General features: G+C 74.1%; 18 protein-coding genes. 13 read left to right on the top strand and 5 right to left on the bottom strand.

Going from position 1 to position 20,898, the window contains the following annotated elements; genetic code table 11:
- Positions 1 to 30: 30 nt before the first annotated feature.
- Entirely contained in the window at positions 31 to 1,065 is a 1,035-nt protein-coding gene (locus tag ACI790_RS04985; RefSeq protein WP_456568685.1) for a pirin family protein, read from the bottom strand.
- A gap of 130 nt (positions 1,066 to 1,195) precedes the next feature.
- Here ACI790_RS04985 and ACI790_RS04980 point away from each other — a divergent pair, with 130 nt between their 5' ends.
- From ACI790_RS04980 to ACI790_RS04970, 3 genes are read left to right on the top strand one after another with little or no spacing between them, the layout of a single operon-like run.
- Entirely contained in the window at positions 1,196 to 1,843 is a 648-nt protein-coding gene (locus ACI790_RS04980) for a helix-turn-helix domain-containing protein (RefSeq protein WP_456568684.1), read from the top strand.
- On the top strand, positions 1,840 to 3,132 hold the full coding sequence (locus tag ACI790_RS04975) for an MFS transporter (protein WP_456568683.1): 1,293 nt from the start codon (positions 1,840 to 1,842) through the stop codon (positions 3,130 to 3,132). The genes ACI790_RS04980 and ACI790_RS04975 overlap by 4 nt, the downstream gene beginning before the upstream one ends.
- 26 nt (positions 3,133 to 3,158) lie before the next feature.
- Positions 3,159 to 4,979: an ABC-F family ATP-binding cassette domain-containing protein gene (locus ACI790_RS04970; protein WP_456568682.1), complete on the top strand. Its 1,821-nt coding sequence runs from the start codon at positions 3,159 to 3,161 to the stop codon at positions 4,977 to 4,979.
- 96 nt (positions 4,980 to 5,075) lie between these two features.
- On the opposite strand, the gene ACI790_RS04965 is transcribed toward ACI790_RS04970, so the two are convergent.
- Complete coding sequence (locus ACI790_RS04965) at positions 5,076 to 5,801, bottom strand: hypothetical protein (RefSeq protein WP_456568681.1); 726 nt, start codon at positions 5,799 to 5,801, stop codon at positions 5,076 to 5,078.
- On the opposite strand from ACI790_RS04965, the gene ACI790_RS04960 reads away from it, so the two are divergent.
- The 8 genes from ACI790_RS04960 to mnhG all read left to right on the top strand — a co-directional run bounded on the left by ACI790_RS04960 (position 5,755) and on the right by mnhG (position 13,977).
- Positions 5,755 to 6,645, top strand: coding sequence for a sensor histidine kinase (locus ACI790_RS04960; RefSeq protein ID WP_456568680.1), 891 nt, complete (start codon positions 5,755 to 5,757; stop codon positions 6,643 to 6,645). The genes ACI790_RS04965 and ACI790_RS04960 overlap by 47 nt on opposite strands.
- A complete protein-coding gene (locus ACI790_RS04955) occupies positions 6,642 to 7,301 on the top strand; it encodes a response regulator (RefSeq protein WP_456568679.1) in 660 nt (219 codons plus the stop codon). Before ACI790_RS04960 ends, ACI790_RS04955 begins: the two co-directional genes overlap by 4 nt.
- A gap of 87 nt (positions 7,302 to 7,388) precedes the next feature.
- Positions 7,389 to 10,274 carry a Na+/H+ antiporter subunit A gene (locus tag ACI790_RS04950; protein WP_456568678.1) on the top strand — a complete coding sequence of 962 codons (2,886 nt, stop codon included), beginning with the start codon at positions 7,389 to 7,391 and terminating at the stop codon, positions 10,272 to 10,274.
- The gene (locus tag ACI790_RS04945; RefSeq protein WP_456568677.1) at positions 10,271 to 10,798 is read left to right on the top strand and encodes a Na(+)/H(+) antiporter subunit C; all 528 of its coding nucleotides are present in this window, start codon (positions 10,271 to 10,273) and stop codon (positions 10,796 to 10,798) included. The genes ACI790_RS04950 and ACI790_RS04945 overlap by 4 nt, the downstream gene beginning before the upstream one ends.
- On the top strand, positions 10,795 to 12,558 hold the full coding sequence (locus ACI790_RS04940) for a Na+/H+ antiporter subunit D (protein ID WP_456568676.1): 1,764 nt from the start codon (positions 10,795 to 10,797) through the stop codon (positions 12,556 to 12,558). Before ACI790_RS04945 ends, ACI790_RS04940 begins: the two co-directional genes overlap by 4 nt.
- Complete coding sequence (locus tag ACI790_RS04935; RefSeq protein WP_456568675.1) at positions 12,555 to 13,142, top strand: Na+/H+ antiporter subunit E; 588 nt, start codon at positions 12,555 to 12,557, stop codon at positions 13,140 to 13,142. Before ACI790_RS04940 ends, ACI790_RS04935 begins: the two co-directional genes overlap by 4 nt.
- On the top strand, positions 13,139 to 13,450 hold the full coding sequence (locus ACI790_RS04930; protein WP_456568674.1) for a monovalent cation/H+ antiporter complex subunit F: 312 nt from the start codon (positions 13,139 to 13,141) through the stop codon (positions 13,448 to 13,450). Before ACI790_RS04935 ends, ACI790_RS04930 begins: the two co-directional genes overlap by 4 nt.
- Positions 13,447 to 13,977 carry a monovalent cation/H(+) antiporter subunit G gene (mnhG, locus tag ACI790_RS04925; protein WP_456568673.1) on the top strand — a complete coding sequence of 177 codons (531 nt, stop codon included), beginning with the start codon at positions 13,447 to 13,449 and terminating at the stop codon, positions 13,975 to 13,977. The genes ACI790_RS04930 and mnhG overlap by 4 nt, the downstream gene beginning before the upstream one ends.
- A 25-nt stretch (positions 13,978 to 14,002) precedes the next feature.
- Here mnhG and leuA read toward each other — a convergent pair whose 3' ends face one another.
- The 3 genes from leuA to ACI790_RS04910 form a co-directional block, all read right to left on the bottom strand.
- Entirely contained in the window at positions 14,003 to 15,736 is a 1,734-nt protein-coding gene (leuA, locus tag ACI790_RS04920; RefSeq protein WP_456568672.1) for a 2-isopropylmalate synthase, read from the bottom strand.
- Positions 15,737 to 15,907: 171 nt separating this feature from the next.
- A complete protein-coding gene (locus tag ACI790_RS04915) occupies positions 15,908 to 16,561 on the bottom strand; it encodes a helix-turn-helix domain-containing protein (protein WP_456568671.1) in 654 nt (217 codons plus the stop codon).
- 337 nt (positions 16,562 to 16,898) lie between these two features.
- Positions 16,899 to 18,491, bottom strand: coding sequence for a phospholipase D-like domain-containing protein (locus tag ACI790_RS04910; protein WP_456568670.1), 1,593 nt, complete (start codon positions 18,489 to 18,491; stop codon positions 16,899 to 16,901).
- Between the two features lie 75 nt (positions 18,492 to 18,566).
- Between ACI790_RS04910 and ACI790_RS04905 the strand changes: the two genes are divergently transcribed.
- Both ACI790_RS04905 and ACI790_RS04900 read left to right on the top strand, forming a co-directional pair.
- Positions 18,567 to 19,832 carry an aspartate kinase gene (locus ACI790_RS04905; RefSeq protein WP_456568669.1) on the top strand — a complete coding sequence of 422 codons (1,266 nt, stop codon included), beginning with the start codon at positions 18,567 to 18,569 and terminating at the stop codon, positions 19,830 to 19,832.
- On the top strand, positions 19,829 to 20,884 hold the full coding sequence (locus ACI790_RS04900) for an aspartate-semialdehyde dehydrogenase (RefSeq protein ID WP_456568668.1): 1,056 nt from the start codon (positions 19,829 to 19,831) through the stop codon (positions 20,882 to 20,884). Before ACI790_RS04905 ends, ACI790_RS04900 begins: the two co-directional genes overlap by 4 nt.
- Positions 20,885 to 20,898 lie beyond the last annotated feature (14 nt).

Here is a 20,898-nt window from a genome sequence, read left to right as displayed (position 1 = left end):
CGCGCGTCCTCTCCTCCGGCCGCCGCGGCGTCAGGCCGGCGTCTGCCCAGTCTCGCCTCGGACGTCGGCGTGGGGGACGGTGGGCGGGCGAAAAGATGGAACCGGTCCCTCGACGCGCTGCGCGGGGATCGAGCCGAGCCGGCCGGCGGAGAAGTCGGCGAACGCGTCGGCCACCTCCTGCCGGGTGTTCATGACGAACGGGCCGTACATGGCGATCGGCTCGTTGATCGGCCGGCCGCCGAGGACGACGACGTCGAGGGCCGGCGTGCGCGACTCCTGGTGGACCGCGCCCCGCACGGTGACGGTGTCGCCCGGACCGAGCACCGCCAGCTGGCCGGTGCGCACCGGGGCGCCGTCGATGCCGACCGAGCCGGCGCCGGAGAGCACGTAGACCAGCGCGTTGAAGTCCGGCCGCCAGGGCAGGTCGAGCGTGGCGCCGGGGGAGACGGTCGCGTGCACCATCGCCATCGGGGTGTACGTGGACCCCGGACCGGTGTGACCGGCGACGTCCCCGGCGATGACCCGGAGGAAGGCGCCGGCGTCGGGGCTGGCCAGCAGCACCGCGGACTCGGCGCGCAGGTCCTGGTAGCGCGGCTCCACCCACTTCTGCGCCTGCGGCAGGTTCACCCACAGCTGCAGCCCGTGGAACAAGCCGCCGCTGACGACCAGCTGCTCCGGCGGGCGCTCGATGTGCAGGACGCCACCGCCGGCGGTCATCCACTGGGTGTCGCCGTCGCTGATCGTGCCGCCCCCGCCGTGGGAGTCGGCGTGCTCGAAGGTGCCGTCGAGCAGGTAGGTGACGGTCTCGAAGCCGCGGTGCGGGTGCCAGCTGGTGCCCTTGGGCTCGCCGGGGGCGTACTCGACCTCGCCCATCTGGTCCATGTGGAGGAACGGGTCCAGCGCGCGCAGGTCGACGCCGGCGAAGGCGCGGCGCACGGGGAAGCCTTCGCCCTCGAAGCCCGACGGCGCCGTCGTCACCGAGCGGGTGCGGCGGCGGACCGTGCGTGGCGCGGGCAGCGGGACCCGCGGCAGGGTGGTGGTGTCCTCGACGGTCACGGCAGGCATGCCGGCCTCCTTGGTTGAGGGCTCAACTAATGCTGACCGTAGCGCGCGGTGAGCCCGTTCTCTTCCCGTCCCGTCGATCGGTTGCAAAGAGATTCTTGCAAAGAACTCTTTGCATTCCTACCGTGGTGTCGTGCCCGCCGATCGCACCCCGCCGGATCCCTCGCCGCCGGATCCCTCGCCGCCGGATCCCTTGCCGCCGGATCCCGCCGTCCGGGTGACCGACGTCCGCGCGCTGCGCGCGCTGGCGCACCCGCTGCGCAGCCGCCTGCTCGGCCGACTGCGGGTGCACGGTCCCGCGACGGCGAGCGGACTGGCGCGGGAGGTGGGGGAGAGCAGCGGGTCGACCAGCTACCACCTGCGCCAGCTGGCCGCGTACGGCTTCGTGGAGGAGGTCGAGGGCCAGGGGACGGCGCGCGAGCGGTGGTGGCGGGCGCGGCACCGGATGACCAGCTGGCAGGCCGGGGAGCTCCTCCCGCAGGAGGGGGGCGCCGAGGTGCAGGACGAGATGAGCCGCCTGCAGATCGACCAGCACGCCCGGGTGCTCGACGCCTGGTTCGAGCAGAAGGACCAGCTCGATCCCGGCTGGACCGACGCCGCCACGCTCAACGACTACGGGCTCCGGCTGAGCCCCGCCCAGGCGCGCGAGCTGATCGGCGAGCTGCACGCCACGCTGCGGCGCTGGATGGCCGAGCACCCCGGCGATGCGCCACCGGCGGAGGGCACCGAGCAGATCTGCGTGCTGCTCGACCTGGTGCCGCTGCGGGAGTGGCCGACGTGAGCGCGCCGCAGACCGTCCGCTCCGCCACCCGGCGACTCGTCTGGCTGACCGGCCTGCGCTGGCTGCCGGTCGGGCTCACGACGCCGATCACCGTCCTGCTCGCCCAGGCGCGGGGTCTCTCGCTCGCCGAGATCGGCGTCCTGCTCACCGTCCACGGGGTGCTGGTCGTGGTGCTGGAGCTGCCCACCGGAGGGCTGGCCGACGTGCTCGGCCGCCGTCCCGTCGTGGTCGCCGGCGCCGCGCTGCACATCGCCTCGTGCCTGCTGATCGCGACGGCGACGTCGTTCGGCGGTTTCCTGGCGGGGGTCGTGGCCCTCGGGGTGGGCCGCGTGCTGGACTCCGGCCCGCTCGAGGCCTGGTACGTGGACACCGTCCACCGGCTGGAGCCCGGCGCCGACGTCGCCCCCGGTCTGGCCAAGCACTCGGCGGCCGACGGGGCGAGCCTCGCCGTCGGCGCGGTCGTCGGCGGGTTCCTCCCGGCGCTGCTCGGGGGCGGCGGCGCCGAGGGTCTCGCGCTCTCCTACCTGGGCGCCGCCGTCCTCGACGTCGGGTACGTGGGCGCGGTGCTGTGGCTGCTGACCGAGCACCGGCCACCGCGCGAGGGGAGCGTCCTCGGCGCGCTGGCCGCCGGGGCGCGTGCGGTGCCGGCGACCGTCGGGGAGTCGGTGCGGCTGTCGGTCAGCGACCGCCCCCTGCGGCTGGTCCTGGCCCTGACCGCCGTCACCGGCGTCGGGCTGGTCGTGTGCGAGCTGCTGGGGCCCGTCCGGTTCGCCGAGCTGACCGGTGGGCGGGACGACGGCGCCGCCGTCTACGGCGTGGTCCTGGCGATCGCGTTCGCCGCGTCGGCGGTCGGCTCGGTGCTCGCCCCGACCCTGCGGCGGCTGCTCCGCGGCTCCACCCGCGCCGCCGGCGCCCTGCTGTTCGCCTTCGGGAGCCTGTCGCTCGCCCTGGTCGCCGGGCCCGACGCGCTCGTCCCGGCCGCCGCGGGCTTCGCCCTGTACTACCTCTCCCACGGCTCCGTCTGGCCGCTGCTGAGCGCGGTCCTGCACACGCGGGTCGACGCAGCTCACCGGGCCACCGCCGTCTCGGCGATGTCGCTGGCGCTGGCGCTCGGCGGGATCGTCGGCAACCTCACCGTCCCACCGCTGGCCGCGGCGACGAGCACCGCGACCGGCTTCCTCGTCGTCGCCGGGGTCGTGGCGCTCGGCCTCCTGGGCTGCCTGCGGCTGCCCCGGTCGACCGTCGCGGACACCGCCGTGGCCCCCGCGGAGGCGACCGTCGGATACTGAGGGCCCATGACTTCTGCGAGCAGCCGATGAGCGCACCCCTGAACCTGGTCAACCTCGAGCGGGTGCACAAGGCGCACGGCACCACCGTGATCCTCGACGACGTCTCCCTCGGCGTCGCCGCCGGCGAGCGGATCGGCGTCGTCGGCCGCAACGGCGGCGGCAAGAGCACGCTGCTGTCGCTGCTCACCGGCACGGACGAGCCCGACTCCGGCCGGGTCACCCGCCGCGGTGACCTCGCGATGGGCGTCCTGGACCAGTCCGGGACCCTCCCGCCGGGGACGACGGTGCGCGACGTCGTCCTGCCCACCTCGATGTTCGCCGCCGAGCACGAGTGGGCCGGCGACCCCGCCGTCCGTTCGGTGCTCACCGGGCTGGAGCTCGACCGGCTCGGCCTGGACGCCCCGGTGGCCCCGATGTCCGGTGGCGAGCGCCGCCGCGTCGCGCTGGCCGCCCAGCTGATCCGGCCGCTGGACCTGCTGGTCCTCGACGAGCCCACCAACCACCTCGACGTCGAGGGGGTGGCCTGGCTCGCCGAGTACGTGAACCAGCGGGCCGGCGGCCTCGTCGTCGTCACCCACGACCGGTGGTTCCTCGACGAGGTCTGCACCACCACGTGGGAGGTGGCCGACGGGAACGTGCACGCCTACGACGGCGGCTACTCGGCGTACACGCTCGCCCGGGCGGAGCGGGCGCGGATCTCGGCGGTGACCGAGGAGCGCCGGCTGAACCTGGTCCGCAAGGAGCTGGCCTGGCTGCGCCGTGGACCGCCGGCGCGGACCAGCAAGCCGAAGTTCCGCATCGACGCCGCGCAGGCGCTGATCGGCGACGAGCCGCCCGCTCGCGACTCGATGGCGCTCAAGGGCTTCGCCGCCCGGCGGCTCGGCAAGACCGTCTACGACGTCGAGGACGTCGACTACGCCGTGCCCACCGACGACGGCCCGCGCACGCTGTTCAAGGATCTGACGTGGCACGTCGGCCCGGGTGACCGGATCGGCATCGTCGGGGTCAACGGCGCGGGCAAGACGTCGCTGCTCAAGCTGCTCGTGGGCGAGACGAGGCCGGACGCCGGATCGATCGTCGTCGGCCAGACGGTGGCGCCGGCCTACCTGTCGCAGCACGTCACCGAGCTGCCGCCGCGTGCCCGGGTGCTGGAGGCGGTGCAGGACGTCGCCCGCATCGCGCGCATCGGCAACCAGGAGATCTCGGCCTCCACCCTGGCCGAGCGGTTCGGTTTCGCGGCCAATCGGCAGTGGACCCCCGTCGGCGACCTCTCCGGCGGTGAGCGCCGCCGGCTGCAGCTGCTGCGGCTGCTCATGGCCGAGCCCAACGTGCTGGTGCTCGACGAGCCGACCAACGACCTCGACATCGACACCCTGACCGCGCTGGAGGACCTGCTCGACAGCTTCCCCGGCACCGTGCTGGTGGTGAGCCACGACCGGTACTTCGTCGACCGGGTGTGCGACAAGGTCGTCGCGCTCCTGGGCGACGGCACGCTGGCGGAGCTGCCGGGCGGGGTGGACGAGTACCTGCGCCGCCGGGCGGCCGGCGGCGCACCGCTGACCACGGCGTCGGGGGACGGCGGGCCGCGCCCGGTGGGTGCGCCCTCGACGTCGGCCCCCGCGGTGTCCGCGGCCGAGGTGCGGGCGGCGAAGAAGGAGGCCAGCCGGCTCGAGCGGCGGATGCTCAAGCTGGACGCCGACGAGAAGAAGCTGCACGAGCAGCTCGCCGCCGCGGCCGCCGACTACGCGAAGGCGGCCGAGCTGGACGCCCAGCTCCAGGCGCTGCAGGCGGAGAAGGGCGAGGTCGAGGAGGCCTGGCTGATCGCCTCCGAGACCGCCGAGGGCTGAGCCTGCCCCCACCACACAACCATCCACGGACAGTCCGTCTCTGCCCAGCCAGGCTGGGCAGAGACGGACTGTCCGTGGGGAGTGGTCCCGGTCGGGTCAGGCGACGGCCGCCTCGGCGCGGTTGCGCTGGATCAGCCGCAGGCCGACCACGATGCCGGGGACGGCCCCCACCAGGGCGAACGCCGCGAACGGCAGCGGCTGGAAGGCCATCGACGAGGACGCGACGAGCGCGGCCACGGCCGGGACGAACAGCCACCAGCTGGTGACACCGGCGCGGGCGAGGCCCGCGTAGACCACCAGCGGGCCGAGCAGGCCGAACAGCGTCAGCGTGCCGGCCACGCCGACCGCCGCGGAGCCGGACACGTCCTCGAACAGGGCCAGCGCGGTGGCCGGGTCGAGCTCGCGCCCGATGGCACCGGTCCAGTAGTCGTACATGACCATGCCTGTCACGCTGACCAGCCCGATCGCCGGCAGGAGAGCCCCGGCGATGGTGGTGGCGCCGCCGCGGCGGCCGCGGACGAGCGCCGGTGCGGCCAGCCAGGCCAGGGCCAGCGCCATGTTGCCGTAGTGCAGCAGCATCGCCGACAGCGCGGTGCGGCCCTCGTCGCGGCCCAGCGCGGCGATGTAGTCCGCGTTCGCCATGGAACCCTGCGGCGGGGAGGTCGCCATGCCGGCGACGTAGAGCAGCGAGCCGGCGATCAGCGCACCGCCGGCGACGGGGATGAGCAGCGATCCGGCGGAACGGGCCGGGCGCTCGGTGGCGGCCGGGGTGGTCGTGCTCGTCAGCGGAGCGCTGTTCGCGGTGTCGCCGTGGGAGGGCATGTTCTACCTGCTGGTCACGGGCGCGGGCTGGGGCGTGGGGGTGCTCGTCCGGCAGGCCCAGGAACGCTCGCGCGAGCTGCAGGTGCTCGCGGCGCGGCTGGCCGAGCAGCAGGAGGCGGTCGCCGCCTCCGCCGCCGTCGCCGAGCGGGCCCGCATCGCCCGGGAGGTCCACGACTCGGTGGCCCACGCGGTCAGCGTGATGGTGCTGCAGATGGGCGGGCTGCGCCGGCTGCTGCCCGACCACCCCGAGGCCCAGCAGGTGCTGCTCGGTCTCGAACGCCTCGGTCGGGACTCGGTGGACGAGATGCGGCGGGTCGTGGGCATCCTCCGCGAGGGGGCCGGCGGCGCGCCCGCGCCACAGCCGTCGCTGAGCCGGCTCGAGCCCCTCCTCGACGAGCTGCGAGCCGGGGGCATGCCGATCGAGCTGGTCGTCACCGGCCGGCCGGTCGAGCTGCCGCAGCTGGTCGACGTCTCCGCCGTGCGGATCGTGCAGGAGGCGCTGTCCAACGTGCTGCGCCACGCCGGCGCCGCCGCCACCCGCGTCGAGCTCGGCTGGGCGCCCGACCGGCTCACCGTCACCGTCACCGACGACGGCCGGGCCCGCGTGCCGGTGCCACCTCCCGCCCCGGCCGGCCCCGGCGGGCACGGCCAGCTGCACATGCGCGAGCGCGCCGGCGTCGTCGGCGGGCACCTCGACGTCGGCCCCGTGCGCGGTGGCGGCTACCGGGTGCGGGCGACCTTCCCGCTGCCGGTGCGACGGGCAGGCGCGACGGCGGCCGGCGCGACCACGGCCGGCGCGACGGCGGCCGGCGCGACGGCGGCCGGCGATGAGGTGCCGGCGTGATCCGCGTGGTGCTCGTCGACGACCAGGCGATGATCCGGACCGGGCTGCGCATGGTGCTCGCCGCGGAGGCCGACAACGAGGTGGTGGGGGAGGCGGCCGACGGGGCGACGGGGATCCGCGTCGTCACCGAGCTGCGGCCCGACGTCGTCCTGCTCGACATCCGCATGCCCGGGATGGACGGCCTCGAGGCGGCGCGGCGCATGCTCGCCGCCGAGCTGCCCACCCGTGTCGTCGTCCTCACCACCTTCGACGAGGACGAGTACGTGACCGCCGCCCTGCGGGCCGGGGTGAGCGGCTTCCTGCTCAAGGTGGCGCCGCCGGAGGACCTCGTCACCGCCGTCCGCACGGTCGCCGCCGGACACGGGCTGCTCGACCCGGCCGTGACCCTGCGGGTGATCGAGTCCTTCGCCGCCGCACCGGTGCCCGACCCGGCCCGGGCGGGCGCCCTGGCCCAGCTGACCGACCGGGAGACCGACGTGCTGGCGCTCGTGGCCGCCGGGTTGTCCAACGCCGAGGTCGCCGCCCGGCTCTACCTCGGGGAGGCGACGGTCAAGACCCACGTCAGCCGCATCCTGCTCAAGCTCCATCTCCGGGACCGGGTGCAGGCCGTGGCGTTCGCCTACGAGAGCGGCCTGGTCACACCGGGCGCCCGCTGACGTCCGCCCGTAATCTGAGGTCACCACCGCCGGCTGTCCCTGGACGTCTGTGGTCGTCCCCGAGCCCATCCAGACTCCCGGAGACCCGTGCTCGCTGTCCTGGTGCTCCACGTGCTGGCCGCCGTGCTGGCACCCGTGCTCGTGCGGTGGTGGGGCCGGCCGGCGTTCCTCGGCCTCGCGCTCGTGCCGGCAGCGGGCTTCGGCTGGGTTCTGACCCGCCTGCCCGCCGTGACCGGGGGCGGCGAGGTCGCCGAGACCGTGCCGTGGGTGCCGGCGCTCGACCTGGCCGTCGCGCTGCGGCTGGACGCCCTCGCGCTGCTGTTCGCGCTGCTGGTCACCGGCGTCGGTGCGCTCGTGCTGCTCTACTGCGCGCGCTACTTCGAGCCCGACGACGACGGGGCCGGCCGCTTCGCCGGTCAGCTCACCGCCTTCGCCGGCTCCATGCTCGGGCTGGTCCTCGCCGACGACCTGCTCCTGCTCTACGTGTTCTGGGAGCTGACGACCGTCTTCTCCTTCCTGCTCATCGGTGGCACCGGCACCAAGCTCGCCGCCCGGCGGGCCGCGAGCCAGGCGCTGATCCTGACCACGGCCGGCGGCCTGGCCATGCTGATCGGGCTGATCATGATCGGCGAGACCAGCGGCAGCTACCTGCTGTCGGAGGTCGTCGCCGATCCCGGCAGCGGGCCGTTCCTGGTCGCCGGCACGATGCTCGTGCTCGCCGGGGCGGTCACGAAGTCGGCGATGATCCCGTTCCACTTCTGGCTGCCCGCCGCCATGGAGGCGCCGACCCCGGTCAGCGCCTACCTGCACGCCGCGGCGATGGTGAAGGCCGGCATCTACCTGGTCGCCCGGTTCGCCCCCGGCTTCGCCGACGTGCCGGGCTGGCGGCCGGTGGTGCTCGGGCTCGGCGTGGCGACCATGCTCGTCGGCGGCTACCGGGCGCTGCGGCAGAACGACCTGAAGCTGCTGCTCGCCTTCGGCACGGTCAGCCAGCTCGGCTTCCTCATGGTCCTGGTCGGCGCAGGGACCCGGGAGCTGGCCGCCGCGGGGCTGGCCATGACGCTGGCGCACGCGCTGTTCAAGTCCACCCTCTTCCTGACCGTGGGCGTCATCGACCACGCCACGGGCGTCCGCGACCTGCGCCGGCTCTCCGGGCTCGGCCGCCGGCTGCCGGTGCTCGCGGTCATCGGCGGCCTGGCCGGGGCCTCCATGGCGGGGCTGCCGCCGTTGCTCGGCTTCGTGGGCAAGGAGGCGGCGTTCACCGCGCTGTGGGAGGGCGGGCTCCCCGACCGCACCGCCGCGGTGCTGGTGCTGACCGGGCTGGTCGTCGGGTCCGCGCTCACCGCCGGCTACACGGCCCGCTTCCTGTGGGGAGCGTTTGCCCGCAAGGACGGTCTCACACCCACCGAGCCGGCCGAGCTGGTCCACCCGCCGGGGCCGCTGTTCCTCGCCGCGCCCACGGTCCTGGCCCTGACCGGGCTGGTCGCCGGGCCGGCCAGCCCGCTGCTCGAGCCGCTCGTCGCCGGCTACGCCGACCGCATGCCGCTGATCGCCCCCGAGGCGGAGAAGCTGGCGCTCTGGCACGGCGTCCAGCCTGCGCTGGGCCTGTCGGCGCTCACCCTGCTCGGTGGCGCCGCGCTGTTCGCCGCCCGGCGCCGGGTGTTCCGCGTGCAGCGGCGGCTGGCGGTCGGGGCCTCGGCCGACGAGGGCTACTGGAACACGATGCAGGCGCTCGACCGCCTCGCCGTCCTCGTCACCGGCACCACGCAGCGCGGGTCGTTGCCGGCCTACCTCGGGACGATCCTGGTCGTCGTGCTGGCCCTGCCCGGCTCGGTGCTGCTCTTCCAGGCGCCGTGGCCGGGGCAGTGGCGGGCGTGGGACAGCCCCGTCCAGGCCCTCGTCGGTGCGGTCGTCGTCATCGCCGCGGCGCTGGCCCTGCGCATCCACCAGCGGCTGTCGGCGGTGATCGTCGTCGGTGTCTCCGGCTACGGGCTCGCGGTGCTGTTCGCCCTGCAGGGAGCCCCCGACCTGGCGCTCACCCAGTTCCTGGTCGAGACGCTCACGCTGGTGGTCTTCGTGCTGGTCCTGCGCAAGCTGCCCAAGGACATCACCGAGCGGCACCGGCCCCGCGAGCGCGCGCTGCGCGGTGCGCTCGCCGTCGCCGTCGGCCTGGTGATGGCCGGAGCCGGGGCGGTCGCCCTGGGGGCCCGCAACGCCGAGCCGGTCTCCCTCGCCTACCCGGACGCCGCCTACGAGCTCGGGGGCGGGCAGAACGTCGTCAACGTGACGCTGGTCGACATCCGGGCCTGGGACACGCTCGGGGAGATCTCCCTGCTCGTCGTCGCGGCGACCGGCATCGCCAGCCTCGTGTTCCTGCGCCGGCGCACCGGGAGCGTCGACCGGCTCGACCCCGTGCGCCTGGCCCGCCAGGAGAAGCGGTCCCGCCGGGCCCCGCGCCGGCAGTGGCTGGCGGCGTCGGCCGCGCTGGCGCCCGAGCGGCGCTCGGTGGTGCTGGAGGTGGTCACCCGGATCCTGTTCCACTCGATCGTCGTCTTCTCGGTGTTCCTGCTGTTCAGCGGGCACAACCAGCCCGGTGGCGGCTTCGCCGGCGGCCTCGTCGCCGGGCTCGCGCTCGTGCTGCGGTACCTGGCCGGTGGTCGCTACGAGCTGGGGGAGGCCGCACCGGTGGACCCGGGGCTGCTCCTCGGCGTCGGGCTGCTGATCGCCGGCGGGACCGGCGTCGCCGGGCTGCTGCTCGGGGCGGAGGTCCTGGAGACGGCGATCCTGGAGACGGCGCTCCCCGTGCTGGGGGACGTCAAGCTGGTGACCTCGCTCTTCTTCGACGTCGGGGTCTACCTGATCGTGGTCGGCCTGGTCCTCGACATCCTCCGCAGCCTCGGCGCCGAACTGGACCGCCAGGCCGACGAGCACGACCCGATCGACTCCGTTCCCGGCGAGGTGATCCTGCGATGACGCCGACCGTCGTCCTACCGGTGGTCATCGGCGTGCTCTACGCCGCCGGGGTCTACCTGCTGCTCGACCGCAGCCTTACCCGGGTGCTGCTGGGCTTCCTGGTGCTGGGCAACGCCACCAACCTGCTGCTGCTGACCAGCGGCGGCCCGGCCGGCCTCGCGCCGATCGTCGGGTACGCCGAGCCGGCGGAGATGAGCGACCCCCTGCCGCAGGCGCTGATCCTCACCGCCATCGTGATCACCTTCGGCATCGCCTCGTTCGTACTGGCGATCATCTACCGGTCCTGGCGGCTGGTCCGGCAGGAGGTCGTGCAGGTGGACGAGGAGGACCGGCGGGTCGCCCAGCGCTCGGGCACCGACGCCGACGAGATCGACCCCGACGACCTGGCGCCCGAGGACCGGTCGGCCGCGCACGCCGACACCGGGGTGAGCGACGAGGACGTCGTGGCGCGGCTCGAGCGGGACTACGCCGGCATCCCCTCGGACGACGTCGAGCTGCCCCCGACCCGGCGGAGGCGCCGGTGACCGGCGTCCTCGCCCCGCTCCCCGTCCTGCTGCCACTGCTGGGCGCCGCGGCCGCGCTGCTGGTCGGTGGGCGGCACCCGCACGTGCAGCGGACGCTGAGCGTGCTCGTGCTCAGCGCGGTGCTCGCCGTCTCCGTGGCGCTCCTGGTGCTCGCGGACGCCGAGGGCGCGGTGGCGGTGTCGCTGGGCGGCTGGCCGGTGCCCCTGGGCATCGTGCTGGTCGTCGACCGGCTGTCGGCGCTGATGATCGTGGTGGCGGCGACGGTGGCGCTCGGGGTGCTGGTCTTCGCCGTCGGGCAGGGCGCGGCCGACGGCGACGAGGAGACGCCGATCTCGATCTTCCACCCGACGTTCCTCGTGCTCATCGCCGGCGTGGCCAACGCCTTCCTGGCCGGCGACCTGTTCAACCTCTACGTCGGCTTCGAGATCCTGCTGACCGCCAGCTACGTGCTGCTGACCCTCGGCGGCTCGGCCGCGCGCATCCGCGCCGGGATCACCTACATCGTCGTCAGCCTGCTCAGCTCGCTGCTGTTCCTGGCGGCGATCGCGCTGGTCTACGCCTCGACCGGAACGGTCAACATGGCCCAGCTGGCCGGCCGGCTGGCGGCCTTGCCGGAGGGCACCCAGCTGCTGCTGCAGTCGATGCTGCTGATCGCCTTCGCCATCAAGGCCGCGGTGTTCCCGCTGTCGGCCTGGCTGCCCGACAGCTACCCGACGGCACCGGCGCCGGTGACGGCGGTGTTCGCCGGCCTGCTCACCAAGGTCGGTGTCTACGCGATCATCCGCACCCAGACGCTGCTGTTCCCCGGCGGCGGGCTGGACCGGGTGCTGATGTGGGCGGCGCTGGCCACGATGCTGATCGGCATCCTGGGCGCGGTGGCGCAGACCGACATCCGGCGGATCCTGTCGTTCACGCTGGTCAGCCACATCGGCTACATGATCTTCGGGATCTCGCTGGCCTCGGCGGCGGGCCTGGCCGGCGCGATCTTCTACGTCGTCCACCACATCGCCATCCAGACCACGCTGTTCCTCGTCGCCGGGCTGATCGAGCGGCAGGGCGGGTCGACGTCCGTCGACCGCCTCGGCGGGCTGGCCACCGCCTCGCCCCTGCTGGCCGTGCTCTTCTTCGTGCCCGCGATGAACCTGGCGGGCATCCCGCCGTTCTCCGGGTTCATCGGCAAGCTGGGGCTGCTCCAGGCCGGCATCGCCGACGGCGGCGGGCTGCCGGTCGTCGTGGTCGTGGCCGGCGTCGTGGCCAGCCTGCTCACCCTGCTGGCCATCTCCCGAGTGTGGACGCGGGCCTTCTGGCGGCCGCCGGCGCAGCCACCGGCCGCCGACACCGACGCCGCGGCCGCGGCCGACGCCGGGCCCGAGCTCGCCCCCGCACCGGTGCCCGGCACGGTCGACGAGCAGCAGCCTGCCGGCGAGAAGGAGACCGCGGAGGACGACGACGCCGCCTCCGTGCTGACGGGCACCCCGCGGCGGGTGGCGGCGCGTGCGGCGTGGGCGCGGCACACCGCCGTCGCGACCGCCGCCACCCCGCCCACCGACGGGTTCGGCGGGGAGCTGGAGGAGGGGATGGCGTCCGCGCGGCCGCTGCCGCGGGTGATGCTCGCGGCGACGACGGCGATGGTGGTGGTGACCGTCGGGCTCACCGCGATCGCCGGGCCCCTCTACGGCGTCGCCGAGCGCGCGGCCGAGGACCTCCGCGACCGGAACCCCTACGTCGGGGCCGTCTTCGGCGGGGAGGACGTGCCGTGACCGACGAGCCGTCGGGCATCTCCCACCAGCTGCGGCACCAGCTGCCGCTGCTGGTCTGGCTGGTGCTCGTCTGGAACTTCCTGTGGGGCACGTGGTCGTGGGCCAACCTGCTCGGCGGGATCGTGGTCGCCCTGCTGGTGACCGTGCTGCTGCCGCTGCCACCGGTCGTCGGCGGCACCCGGCTGCGCCCGCTGGCCTTCCTGCGCTTCCTCGGCTATTTCCTCGTCGACCTGGTGACCTCGGGTGCGGAGGTCGCGTGGCAGACCGTCCGGCCGCGCGGGATCGGCCACAGCGCCATCATCCGGGTGCAGCTGCGCACCGACTCCGACCTGCTGCTGACGATCCTGGCCGAGTCGCTCACCCTGGTGCCGGGCTCGATGGTGGTCGACATGGACCGCGAGCGGCGGACCCTGGCCGTGCACGTGCTGCACGTCGACGACGAGAGCGACGTGACGCGTCAGCGGGAGTCGGTCCTGGCCCAGGAGGAGCGGGTGGTGCGGGCGTTCGGGTCCGCGACCGAGATCGCCGCGCTCGGCCTGCCGCCGGGTGAGCGGGCCGATGCCCCGGGGAGGCGGACGCCGTGACCGTCGTCTACTGGCTGGCCTACGGGATGCTCGGCGTCGGGGCGCTGCTCGCGCTGGTCCGGCTGGCCCGCGGCCCGTCGCTGCTGGACCGGGTGGTGGCCACCGACACCCTGCTGGTCATCATCGCGGCGGGGCTGGCCGTGCACGCGGCCCTGGAGCGGGACCCGACCGTCGTCCCCGTGCTGGTCGTGGTGTCGCTGCTGGCGTTCGTGGGCTCGGTGTCGGTGGCGCGCTACATCGGCGGCATGATGCTGCGCTCGCCGCAGGACGACTCCGTGGACCGGCCGGCGGGGGAGGTGCCGCGGTGAACGACATCTCCACCGCCGGCGACGTCGTCGCCGTCGTCCTGCTGCTCATCGGGTCGTTCCTGTGCCTCACCGCCGGCCTGGGGCTGCTGCGGTTCCCCGACGTCCTGACCCGGATGCACGCCGGGACCAAGCCGCAGGTCCTGGGCTTCCTGCTGGTCATGCTCGGCGGCGCGATCCGGCTGCAGGGCTGGTCGACGACCTGGATGCTGCTGCTGGTCGCGGCGTTCCAGATGCTGACCGCCCCGGTGAGCGCGCACATGATCAGCCGGGTGGCCTACCGGCGGCGGCACGTCCGGCGGGACCTGCTGCTGGTCGACGACCTGCGCACCGGGGGCGAGGCGCGCGACAGCGTCTACCGGGGGGACGAGCCCGCCGACGCGCCCCCGGAGGAGCCCGGCCGGTCCCTGGCGGAGAACCGCCGGGAGGACGAGGTCGACCGGGTGGACAAGGCCCGCCGCGAGGACCAGGTCCGCCGCGAGGACGGGGTCCGCCGCGAGGACGGGGCCGGCCGGGAGCAGCCCGGCTGACCCCGCCCTCCGCGGCGGTGCGTGCCTAGCGCTGGTCCCGGTTCACCGCGGAGACGACGGCGCGCAGCGACGCGGTGACGATGTTGGGATCGATGCCCACGCCCCACAGCACCCGGTCGCCGACGGCGCACTCGACGTAGGCCGCCGCGCGGGCGTCGCCGCCGGCGGACATGGCGTGCTCGGCGTAGTCGAGGACGCGGACGTCGACGTCGACGCTCCTCAGCGCGTCCACGAACGCGGCGATCGGGCCGTTGCCGCGGCCTTCCACCGTCACCGGTACGCCCTGGTCGACGAGCTCCACGACCATCTCGTCGAGGGAGTCGCCCTGCGCGGTGTGCCGGTGGCCGGACAGCGAGAAGCGGCCCCAGGGCGCGGCGGGGTCGGGCAGGTACTCGTTGCTGAACGCGGTCCACATCTGCGCGGCGGTGACCTCGCCGCCCTCGTCCTCGGTGTGCCGCTGGACGACGGCGCTGAACTCGATCTGCAGCCGGCGCGGCAGGTCCAGGTGGTTCTCGGTCTTCATGATGTAGGCGACGCCGCCCTTGCCGGACTGGCTGTTCACCCGGATGACGGCCTCGTAGCTGCGGCCGACGTCCTTGGGGTCGATCGGCAGGTAGGGGACCGCCCACGCCTGCTGCGCGACGGGGACCCCGGCCGCCTGCGCGTCGGCCTCCAGGGCCTTGAACCCCTTGTTGATCGCGTCCTGGTGCGAGCCGGAGAAGGCCGTGTAGACCAGGTCGCCGCCGTAGGGGTGCCGCTCGTGCACGCCGAGCTGGTTGCAGTACTCGACGGTGCGGCGGATCTCGTCGATGTCGGAGAAGTCGATCTGCGGGTCGATGCCCTGGCTGAACAGGTTGAGGCCGAGGGTCACCAGGTCGACGTTGCCGGTGCGCTCGCCGTTGCCGAAGAGGCAGCCCTCGATGCGGTCGGCGCCGGCGCGGTAGCCCAGCTCCGCGGCGGCGACGGCGGTGCCCCGGTCGTTGTGCGGGTGCAGGCTCAGCACCACCGAGTCGCGCCGGCCCAGGTTGCGGTGCATCCACTCGACCTGGTCGGCGTAGACGGTCGGCTCGGCCATCTCGACGGTCGCGGGCAGGTTCAGGATCGTCGGCCGCTCGGGGGTGGGCTCCCAGACGTCGGTGACAGCGTTGCAGATCTCGACGGCGAAGTCGAGCTCGGTGCCGGTGAACGACTCGGGGGAGTACTCGAACCGGATGTCGGTCTCGGGCATCTGCTCGGCCAGCTTGCGCACCAGCCGGGCGCCGTGGACGGCGATGTCGACGATCCCGGCCCGGTCGGAGCCGAACACGACCCGCCGCTGCAGGGTCGACGTCGAGTTGTAGAGGTGCACGATGGCCTGCTTGGCGCCGCGCAGCGACTCGAAGGTGCGCTCGATCAGCTCGTCGCGGGACTGGGTGAGGACCTGGATGGTCACGTCGTCGGGGACCAGGTCGTCCTCGATCAGCTGACGGACGAAGTCGTAGTCGGTCTGGCTGGCCGCCGGGAAGCCGACCTCGATCTCCTTGTAACCCATGCGGACGAGCAGGTCGAACATGCGTCGCTTGCGGTCGGGCGTCATCGGGTCGATCAGCGCCTGGTTGCCGTCGCGCAGGTCGACCGCGCACCAGCGCGGGGCCACGGTGGTGACGGTGTCCGGCCAGGTGCGGTCGGGCAGCACCACGGGCGTGAAGGGCGCATAGCGGTGGACCGGCATCCCGGAGGGCTGCTGGGGATGGCGGGCGTGCGGGTGGGTGTCGCTCATGGGGAGGCTCCTGGTGCGGGCTGCTCGTGCGCGAAGTGCGCACGGCTCCGGGACGGTCAGCGGGCGTCGGGAACGCCTGGACCCCGCGGCGAGGAAGCCGACCTAGGAGAGGGCCTCGCCGCGGCGGGTAAGCAGGAGGCTGCCGCGCACGGGGCCCACGGTAGCAGCGGGTCAGCCGATGTCGCAGCGACACGGGCAGCCGTCGGCGTGGACCGGGCGGCCGTCCCAGTCGTCGAGCTCGTCGCAGGCCGGCGGGCAGGTGCAGGCGAACGCGTCGGGCAACCCAGCCAGCTCACCGGCCAGGAACCGCCGCTCGAGCTCCTCCCGGTGCCGGCGCCGGTGCGCCGCCCGGCGAGCCTCGGCGCGCTCCTCGGGGGAGTCTCCGGGCCGGGGGCGGAGGTGGTCGGCCGGGCGGTCCTCCGTGCGGCTCCCCGGGAGATCCCACGGGGAGCGGCGGGCGAAGGTGTAGATCGGCCGGGCCCGGTCGCGCCGGTCGGCCCACCGCTGGGGTCGCTCGTCGCTCAGCACCGTGTCCAGGTGGGCCGGGAACCGCCGCCCGGCCCGGTCCCGCACCGCCTCGGGGTCCATGCCGCCCACCTCGCGTCCGTCGCCGTCGAGCAGCCCGAGTCGCAGCCCGGCCAGCCCCGCGGCGACCGCGAGCAGACGCGCGTCCATGCCCGTGGTGCCCGCCTCGACGGCAGCGACCGTCGACTTCGAGACGTGCAGTTCGGTCGCGATCTCCCGCTGCGACAGATCGGCTCGGCGGCGGATCCGCCGTAGCAGGCCGCTCAGATCGAAGCGCGGCGGAGGAGAGGCGTCGGGCACCGGCCGAGCGTGGCCCCCGACGTGGGCCGGTCGCGAGCCGTGTTCCTGTTCTGTGGAAAGTCCGTCTCTGCCCACAGGGGCTGGGCAGAGACGGACTGTGCCGGGGTGGGATTCCGCCGGTCTTCCGTCCGTGCCCGGGTGGGGTGGGCAGAGGCGGACTGTGGCGGGTGGTGTTCCGCTGGTCTTCCGTCCGTGCCCGGGTGGGGTGGGCAGAGGCGGACTGTGCCGGGGTGGTGTTCCGCTGGTCTTCCGTCCGTGCCCGGGCGGGGTGGGCAGAGACGGACTGTCCCGAGCGACCCGGTGGCGGCGAGGGCAGCGGTCCCGGCGGGGTGCCGGGTCAGAAATCCTTGGCCAGGCGCATGCGCAGCGGCCGGCCGTCGGGGTCGACGACCAACCGGTAGAGCGGCGTCGCCCACAGCCGGGTGACGAGCGGGAGCGGCTCGGCGCGGTGCGGTCGGAGCCGGCCCGGCGGCCGTGGACCCCGTCGCCCGCCCAGGTGCCAGCCGTCGAGGGCGGCGGCACGCGCCTCGAGCGTGGCCACGAACGCGGCCGGGTCGATCGCGAGGTCGTCCTGGCTGCCGTCGTCGGGGAGGCCCAGGTGCTCGCGGGCGAGCCGGAGCCGCAGGTCCCGCGCGAACGTGCGGGCGCCGTCGCCGGTACCCGCCGCATCGCGGGGCTCCCGCGCGTCCCGGGTGGTGTCGAGGACCGCCGCGGACAGCTCGCTGTCGTGGGTCCACGACCGCCGGTTGAAGTTGTCGCTGCCGACCGCCGCCCACGTGTCGTCGATGACGCACACCTTCGCGTGCACGTACACCGGCAGGCCGGCGGTGTTCTCCACGTCGAAGACGTGCACCCGGCCCGGCCCGGCCTCCTTGCACCGCTGGATCGCCTGCCGGTGCCCGACGTACTGCGGCACCTCGGAGAACCGGCCCTCGTGGTCCGGGGCGCGCGGGACCACCACGACCAGGTGGAGGTCGGGTGAGTCGGTCAGCGCGTCGCAGAACAGCCGGGCGACGTCGGCCGACCACAGGTACTGGTCCTCGATGTAGACCAGCCGCCGGGCCCGGGTCACGGCCTTGCGGTAGCCGCGGGCCACCGAACGCTCGCCCTCGGGCGCGAACTCGTAGGACGCGCGGATCGTCGGGTATGTCCGGAGCGGCTGGACCAGGTGCGGCCCGCACGGCGGCGGCGGGGGCAGCGGATCCGGCAGCCGCTCCGGCTGCAGCCGGGCGCTGTGCAGCTTGCCGCGCACCCAGGCGATCGGGTTGTGCGCCAGCGGGTTGGTGGGGTCGTTCCAGCGCTCCCGGAAGACGGTCTCGATCGCGGCCACCGCCGGTCCGCGGATCTGCAGCTGGACGTCGTGCCACGCGGGGCGGTCCCCGTACAGGCCCGCCATGGGCACGGGCTGCGGATCGCCGGCGTGGTCGGCGTCGTCCCGCCGGCCGTGGCACAGGTCGATGCCGCCCACGAAGGCGACGTCGCGGGTCGGGTCCCGGCGGTGCCGGGCGACCACGAACTTCTGGTGGTGCGACCCCATCCACCGCACCCGCTGGTCGAGGACCACCCGTCCACCGGACTGCTCGACCTCGCGGTCCAGCGCGCGGTTCTGCTCCTTGCTGAACTGCATCCGGTCCATGTGGGAGCGCCAGACCAGTCCCCGGACGCACACTCCGCGATCCAGCGCCCGGGCGAAGAGCTCGGCAACGGTGGGGCCGCCGTGGCGGAGCCGCTCGTCGGGGTCCCCGCGCCAGTCGGTGAAGTACAGGTGGTCACCGGCACCCATGCCGTCCACCACGTCGACCAGGCGGTCGAAGTAGGCGGCGCCGTGGACGAGCGGCTCGGCCAGGTTCCCCTCGGTCCAGGCGGACAGGTCGGACGCGGGGTTGCCGCGCTCCTCGAGGGTCAGCAGCCAGTCCGACGGATCGTCCACCCGCTGATCTCATCCTGCGGGAACCGGCGGACGCAACCACCGGTCCCGCGCGCGACGCCGGTAGTCTGTGGACCCGTGGCCCTCGTCGTCCAGAAGTACGGCGGTTCCTCCGTCGCCTCCGCAGCGCACATGAAGCGTGTCGCCGAGCGGATCGTCGCCGCGAAGAAGAACGGCGACGACGTCGTCGTCGTGGTCTCCGCCATGGGGGACACCACCGACGAGCTGCTGGATCTGGCCAGCCAGATCACCGACGCCCCGCCCGGTCGCGAGCTCGACATGCTGCTCACCGCGGGTGAGCGGATCTCCATGGCGCTACTGGCGATCGCGATCTCCGAGCACGGCTACGAGGCCCGCTCGTTCACCGGCTCCCAGGCCGGCGTCATCACCACGTCCAGCCACGGCCGGGCGCGGATCATCGACGTCACCCCGGGCCGGCTCAAGTCGGCGCTCGACGAGGGCTCGGTCGTCATCGTGGCCGGCTTCCAGGGCGTCAGCCAGGACACCAAGGACATCACCACGCTGGGGCGCGGCGGCTCCGACACCACCGCCGTCGCCGTGGCGGCCGCGCTGAACGCCGACGTCTGCGAGATCTACACCGACGTCGACGGCGTCTTCAGCGCCGATCCGCGCATCGTCCCGAACGCCCAGCGGCTCGACACCATCACCTACGAGGAGATGCTCGAGCTCGCCGCCTCCGGGGCCAAGGTGCTCATGCTCCGCTGCGTCGAGTACGCCCGCCGCTACGGCATCCCCGTGCACGTCCGCAGCTCCTACTCACAGCTCCCCGGCACGATCGTGACCGGCTCGATGGAGGACCTCCCGGTGGAACAGGCGATCATCACGGGCGTCGCGCACGACCGCTCGGAGGGCAAGATCACCGTCTTCGGGGTGCCGGACCGGCCGGGTGAGGCGGCGCAGCTGTTCCGGGTCCTCGCCGACGCCGAGGTCAACATCGACATGATCGTGCAGAACGTGTCGGCCGAGGCCAGCAAGCTCGCCGACATCTCCTTCACGCTGCCCAAGAGCGACGGCCCCGCGGCGCTGGCCGCCCTGGAGAAGGTCAAGCACACCGTCGGCTACACCGACGTCAGCTTCGACCAGCACATCGGCAAGGTCAGCCTGGTCGGCGCCGGCATGCGCTCGCACCCCGGTGTCTCCGCCAAGTTCTTCGGCGCGCTCGCCGACGCTGGCGTGAACCTGGAGCTGATCAGCACCTCGGAGATCCGCATCTCCGTGGTCTGCCGCGACACCGACGTGGACATCGCCGTCCGCGCGGTGCACGACGCGTTCGACCTCGGCTCCGACGTCGAGGCGGTCGTCTACGGAGGGACCGGACGATGAGCACGTCCAGCAGCGACGGCCTGCGGGTCGGCATCGTCGGGGCCACCGGCCAGGTCGGCGCCGTCGTGCGCCGGCTGCTCGCCGAACGGGAGTTCCCGCTCGCCGAGCTGCGCTTCTTCGCCTCGGCCCGCTCGGCCGGCAGCACCCTGCCGTGGGCCGGCGGCGAGATCACCGTCGAGGATGCCGCGACCGCCGACCCCACCGGTCTGGACATCGCGATCTTCTCCGCGGGCGCGACCACGTCCCGCGCGCAGGCCCCCCGGTTCGCCGCGGCCGGGGTCACGGTCATCGACAACAGCTCGGCCTGGCGGCGCGACCCCGACGTCCCGCTGATCGTCAGCGAGGTCAACCCGCACGCCCTGGCCGAGATCCGCACGGGCATCGTCGCCAACCCGAACTGCACCACCATGGCCGCGATGCCGGTGCTCAAGCCGCTGCACGACGAGGCGCAGCTGGTCCGCATCGTGGCCAGCACCTACCAGGCGGTGTCGGGCAGCGGGCTGGCCGGTGTCGACGAGCTCGACGGCCAGGTCAAGGCCGTCGCCGACAAGGCCGCCGAGCTGACCCACGACGGCTCGGCCGTGAGCTTCCCCGAGCCGCAGAAGTACGTGCGGCCGATCGCGTTCAACGTGCTGCCCATGGCCGGCTCGGTCGTCGACGACGGCACGTTCGAGACCGACGAGGAGCAGAAGCTCCGCAACGAGAGCCGCAAGATCCTCGGCATCCCCGGGCTGCGGGTGTCGGGCACCTGCGTGCGCGTGCCGGTCTTCACCGGGCACTCGCTGTCGCTCAACGTCGAGTTCGCCCGGCCGCTCCCGGTCGAGCGGGCGACCGAGCTGCTGTCGGCCGCCCCCGGGGTCGAGCTCGTCGACGTCCCCCACCCGCTGCTGGCCGCCGGTCGCGACCCGAGCTACGTGGGCCGGATCCGGCAGGACCCGGGCGTCGACGACCGCCGCGGCCTCGCGCTGTTCGTCAGCAACGACAACCTGCGCAAGGGTGCCGCGCTCAACACCGTCCAGATCGCCGAGCTGATCGCCGCGCGCGGCCGCTGAGGCCCGCGACCGGC

It is taken from the genome of Blastococcus sp. SYSU DS0539, from assembly GCF_054050855.1.
Note: the sequence above shows the minus strand (reverse complement) of the source record. Positions and strands in the feature narration are given on the sequence as shown.

Excerpts from the sequence above, each read along its gene's own strand:
- leuA (WP_456568672.1), bottom strand. The coding sequence starts at position 15,736 with ATGAGCGACACCCACCCGCACGCCCGCCATCCCCAGCAGCCCTCCGGG.
- ACI790_RS04965 (WP_456568681.1), bottom strand. The coding sequence starts at position 5,801 with ATGCCCTCCCACGGCGACACCGCGAACAGCGCTCCGCTGACGAGCACG.
- ACI790_RS04900 (WP_456568668.1), top strand. The coding sequence starts at position 19,829 with ATGAGCACGTCCAGCAGCGACGGCCTGCGGGTCGGCATCGTCGGGGCC.
- ACI790_RS04985 (WP_456568685.1), bottom strand. The coding sequence starts at position 1,065 with ATGCCTGCCGTGACCGTCGAGGACACCACCACCCTGCCGCGGGTCCCG.
- ACI790_RS04945 (WP_456568677.1), top strand. The coding sequence starts at position 10,271 with ATGACGCCGACCGTCGTCCTACCGGTGGTCATCGGCGTGCTCTACGCC.
- ACI790_RS04970 (WP_456568682.1), top strand. The coding sequence starts at position 3,159 with ATGAGCGCACCCCTGAACCTGGTCAACCTCGAGCGGGTGCACAAGGCG.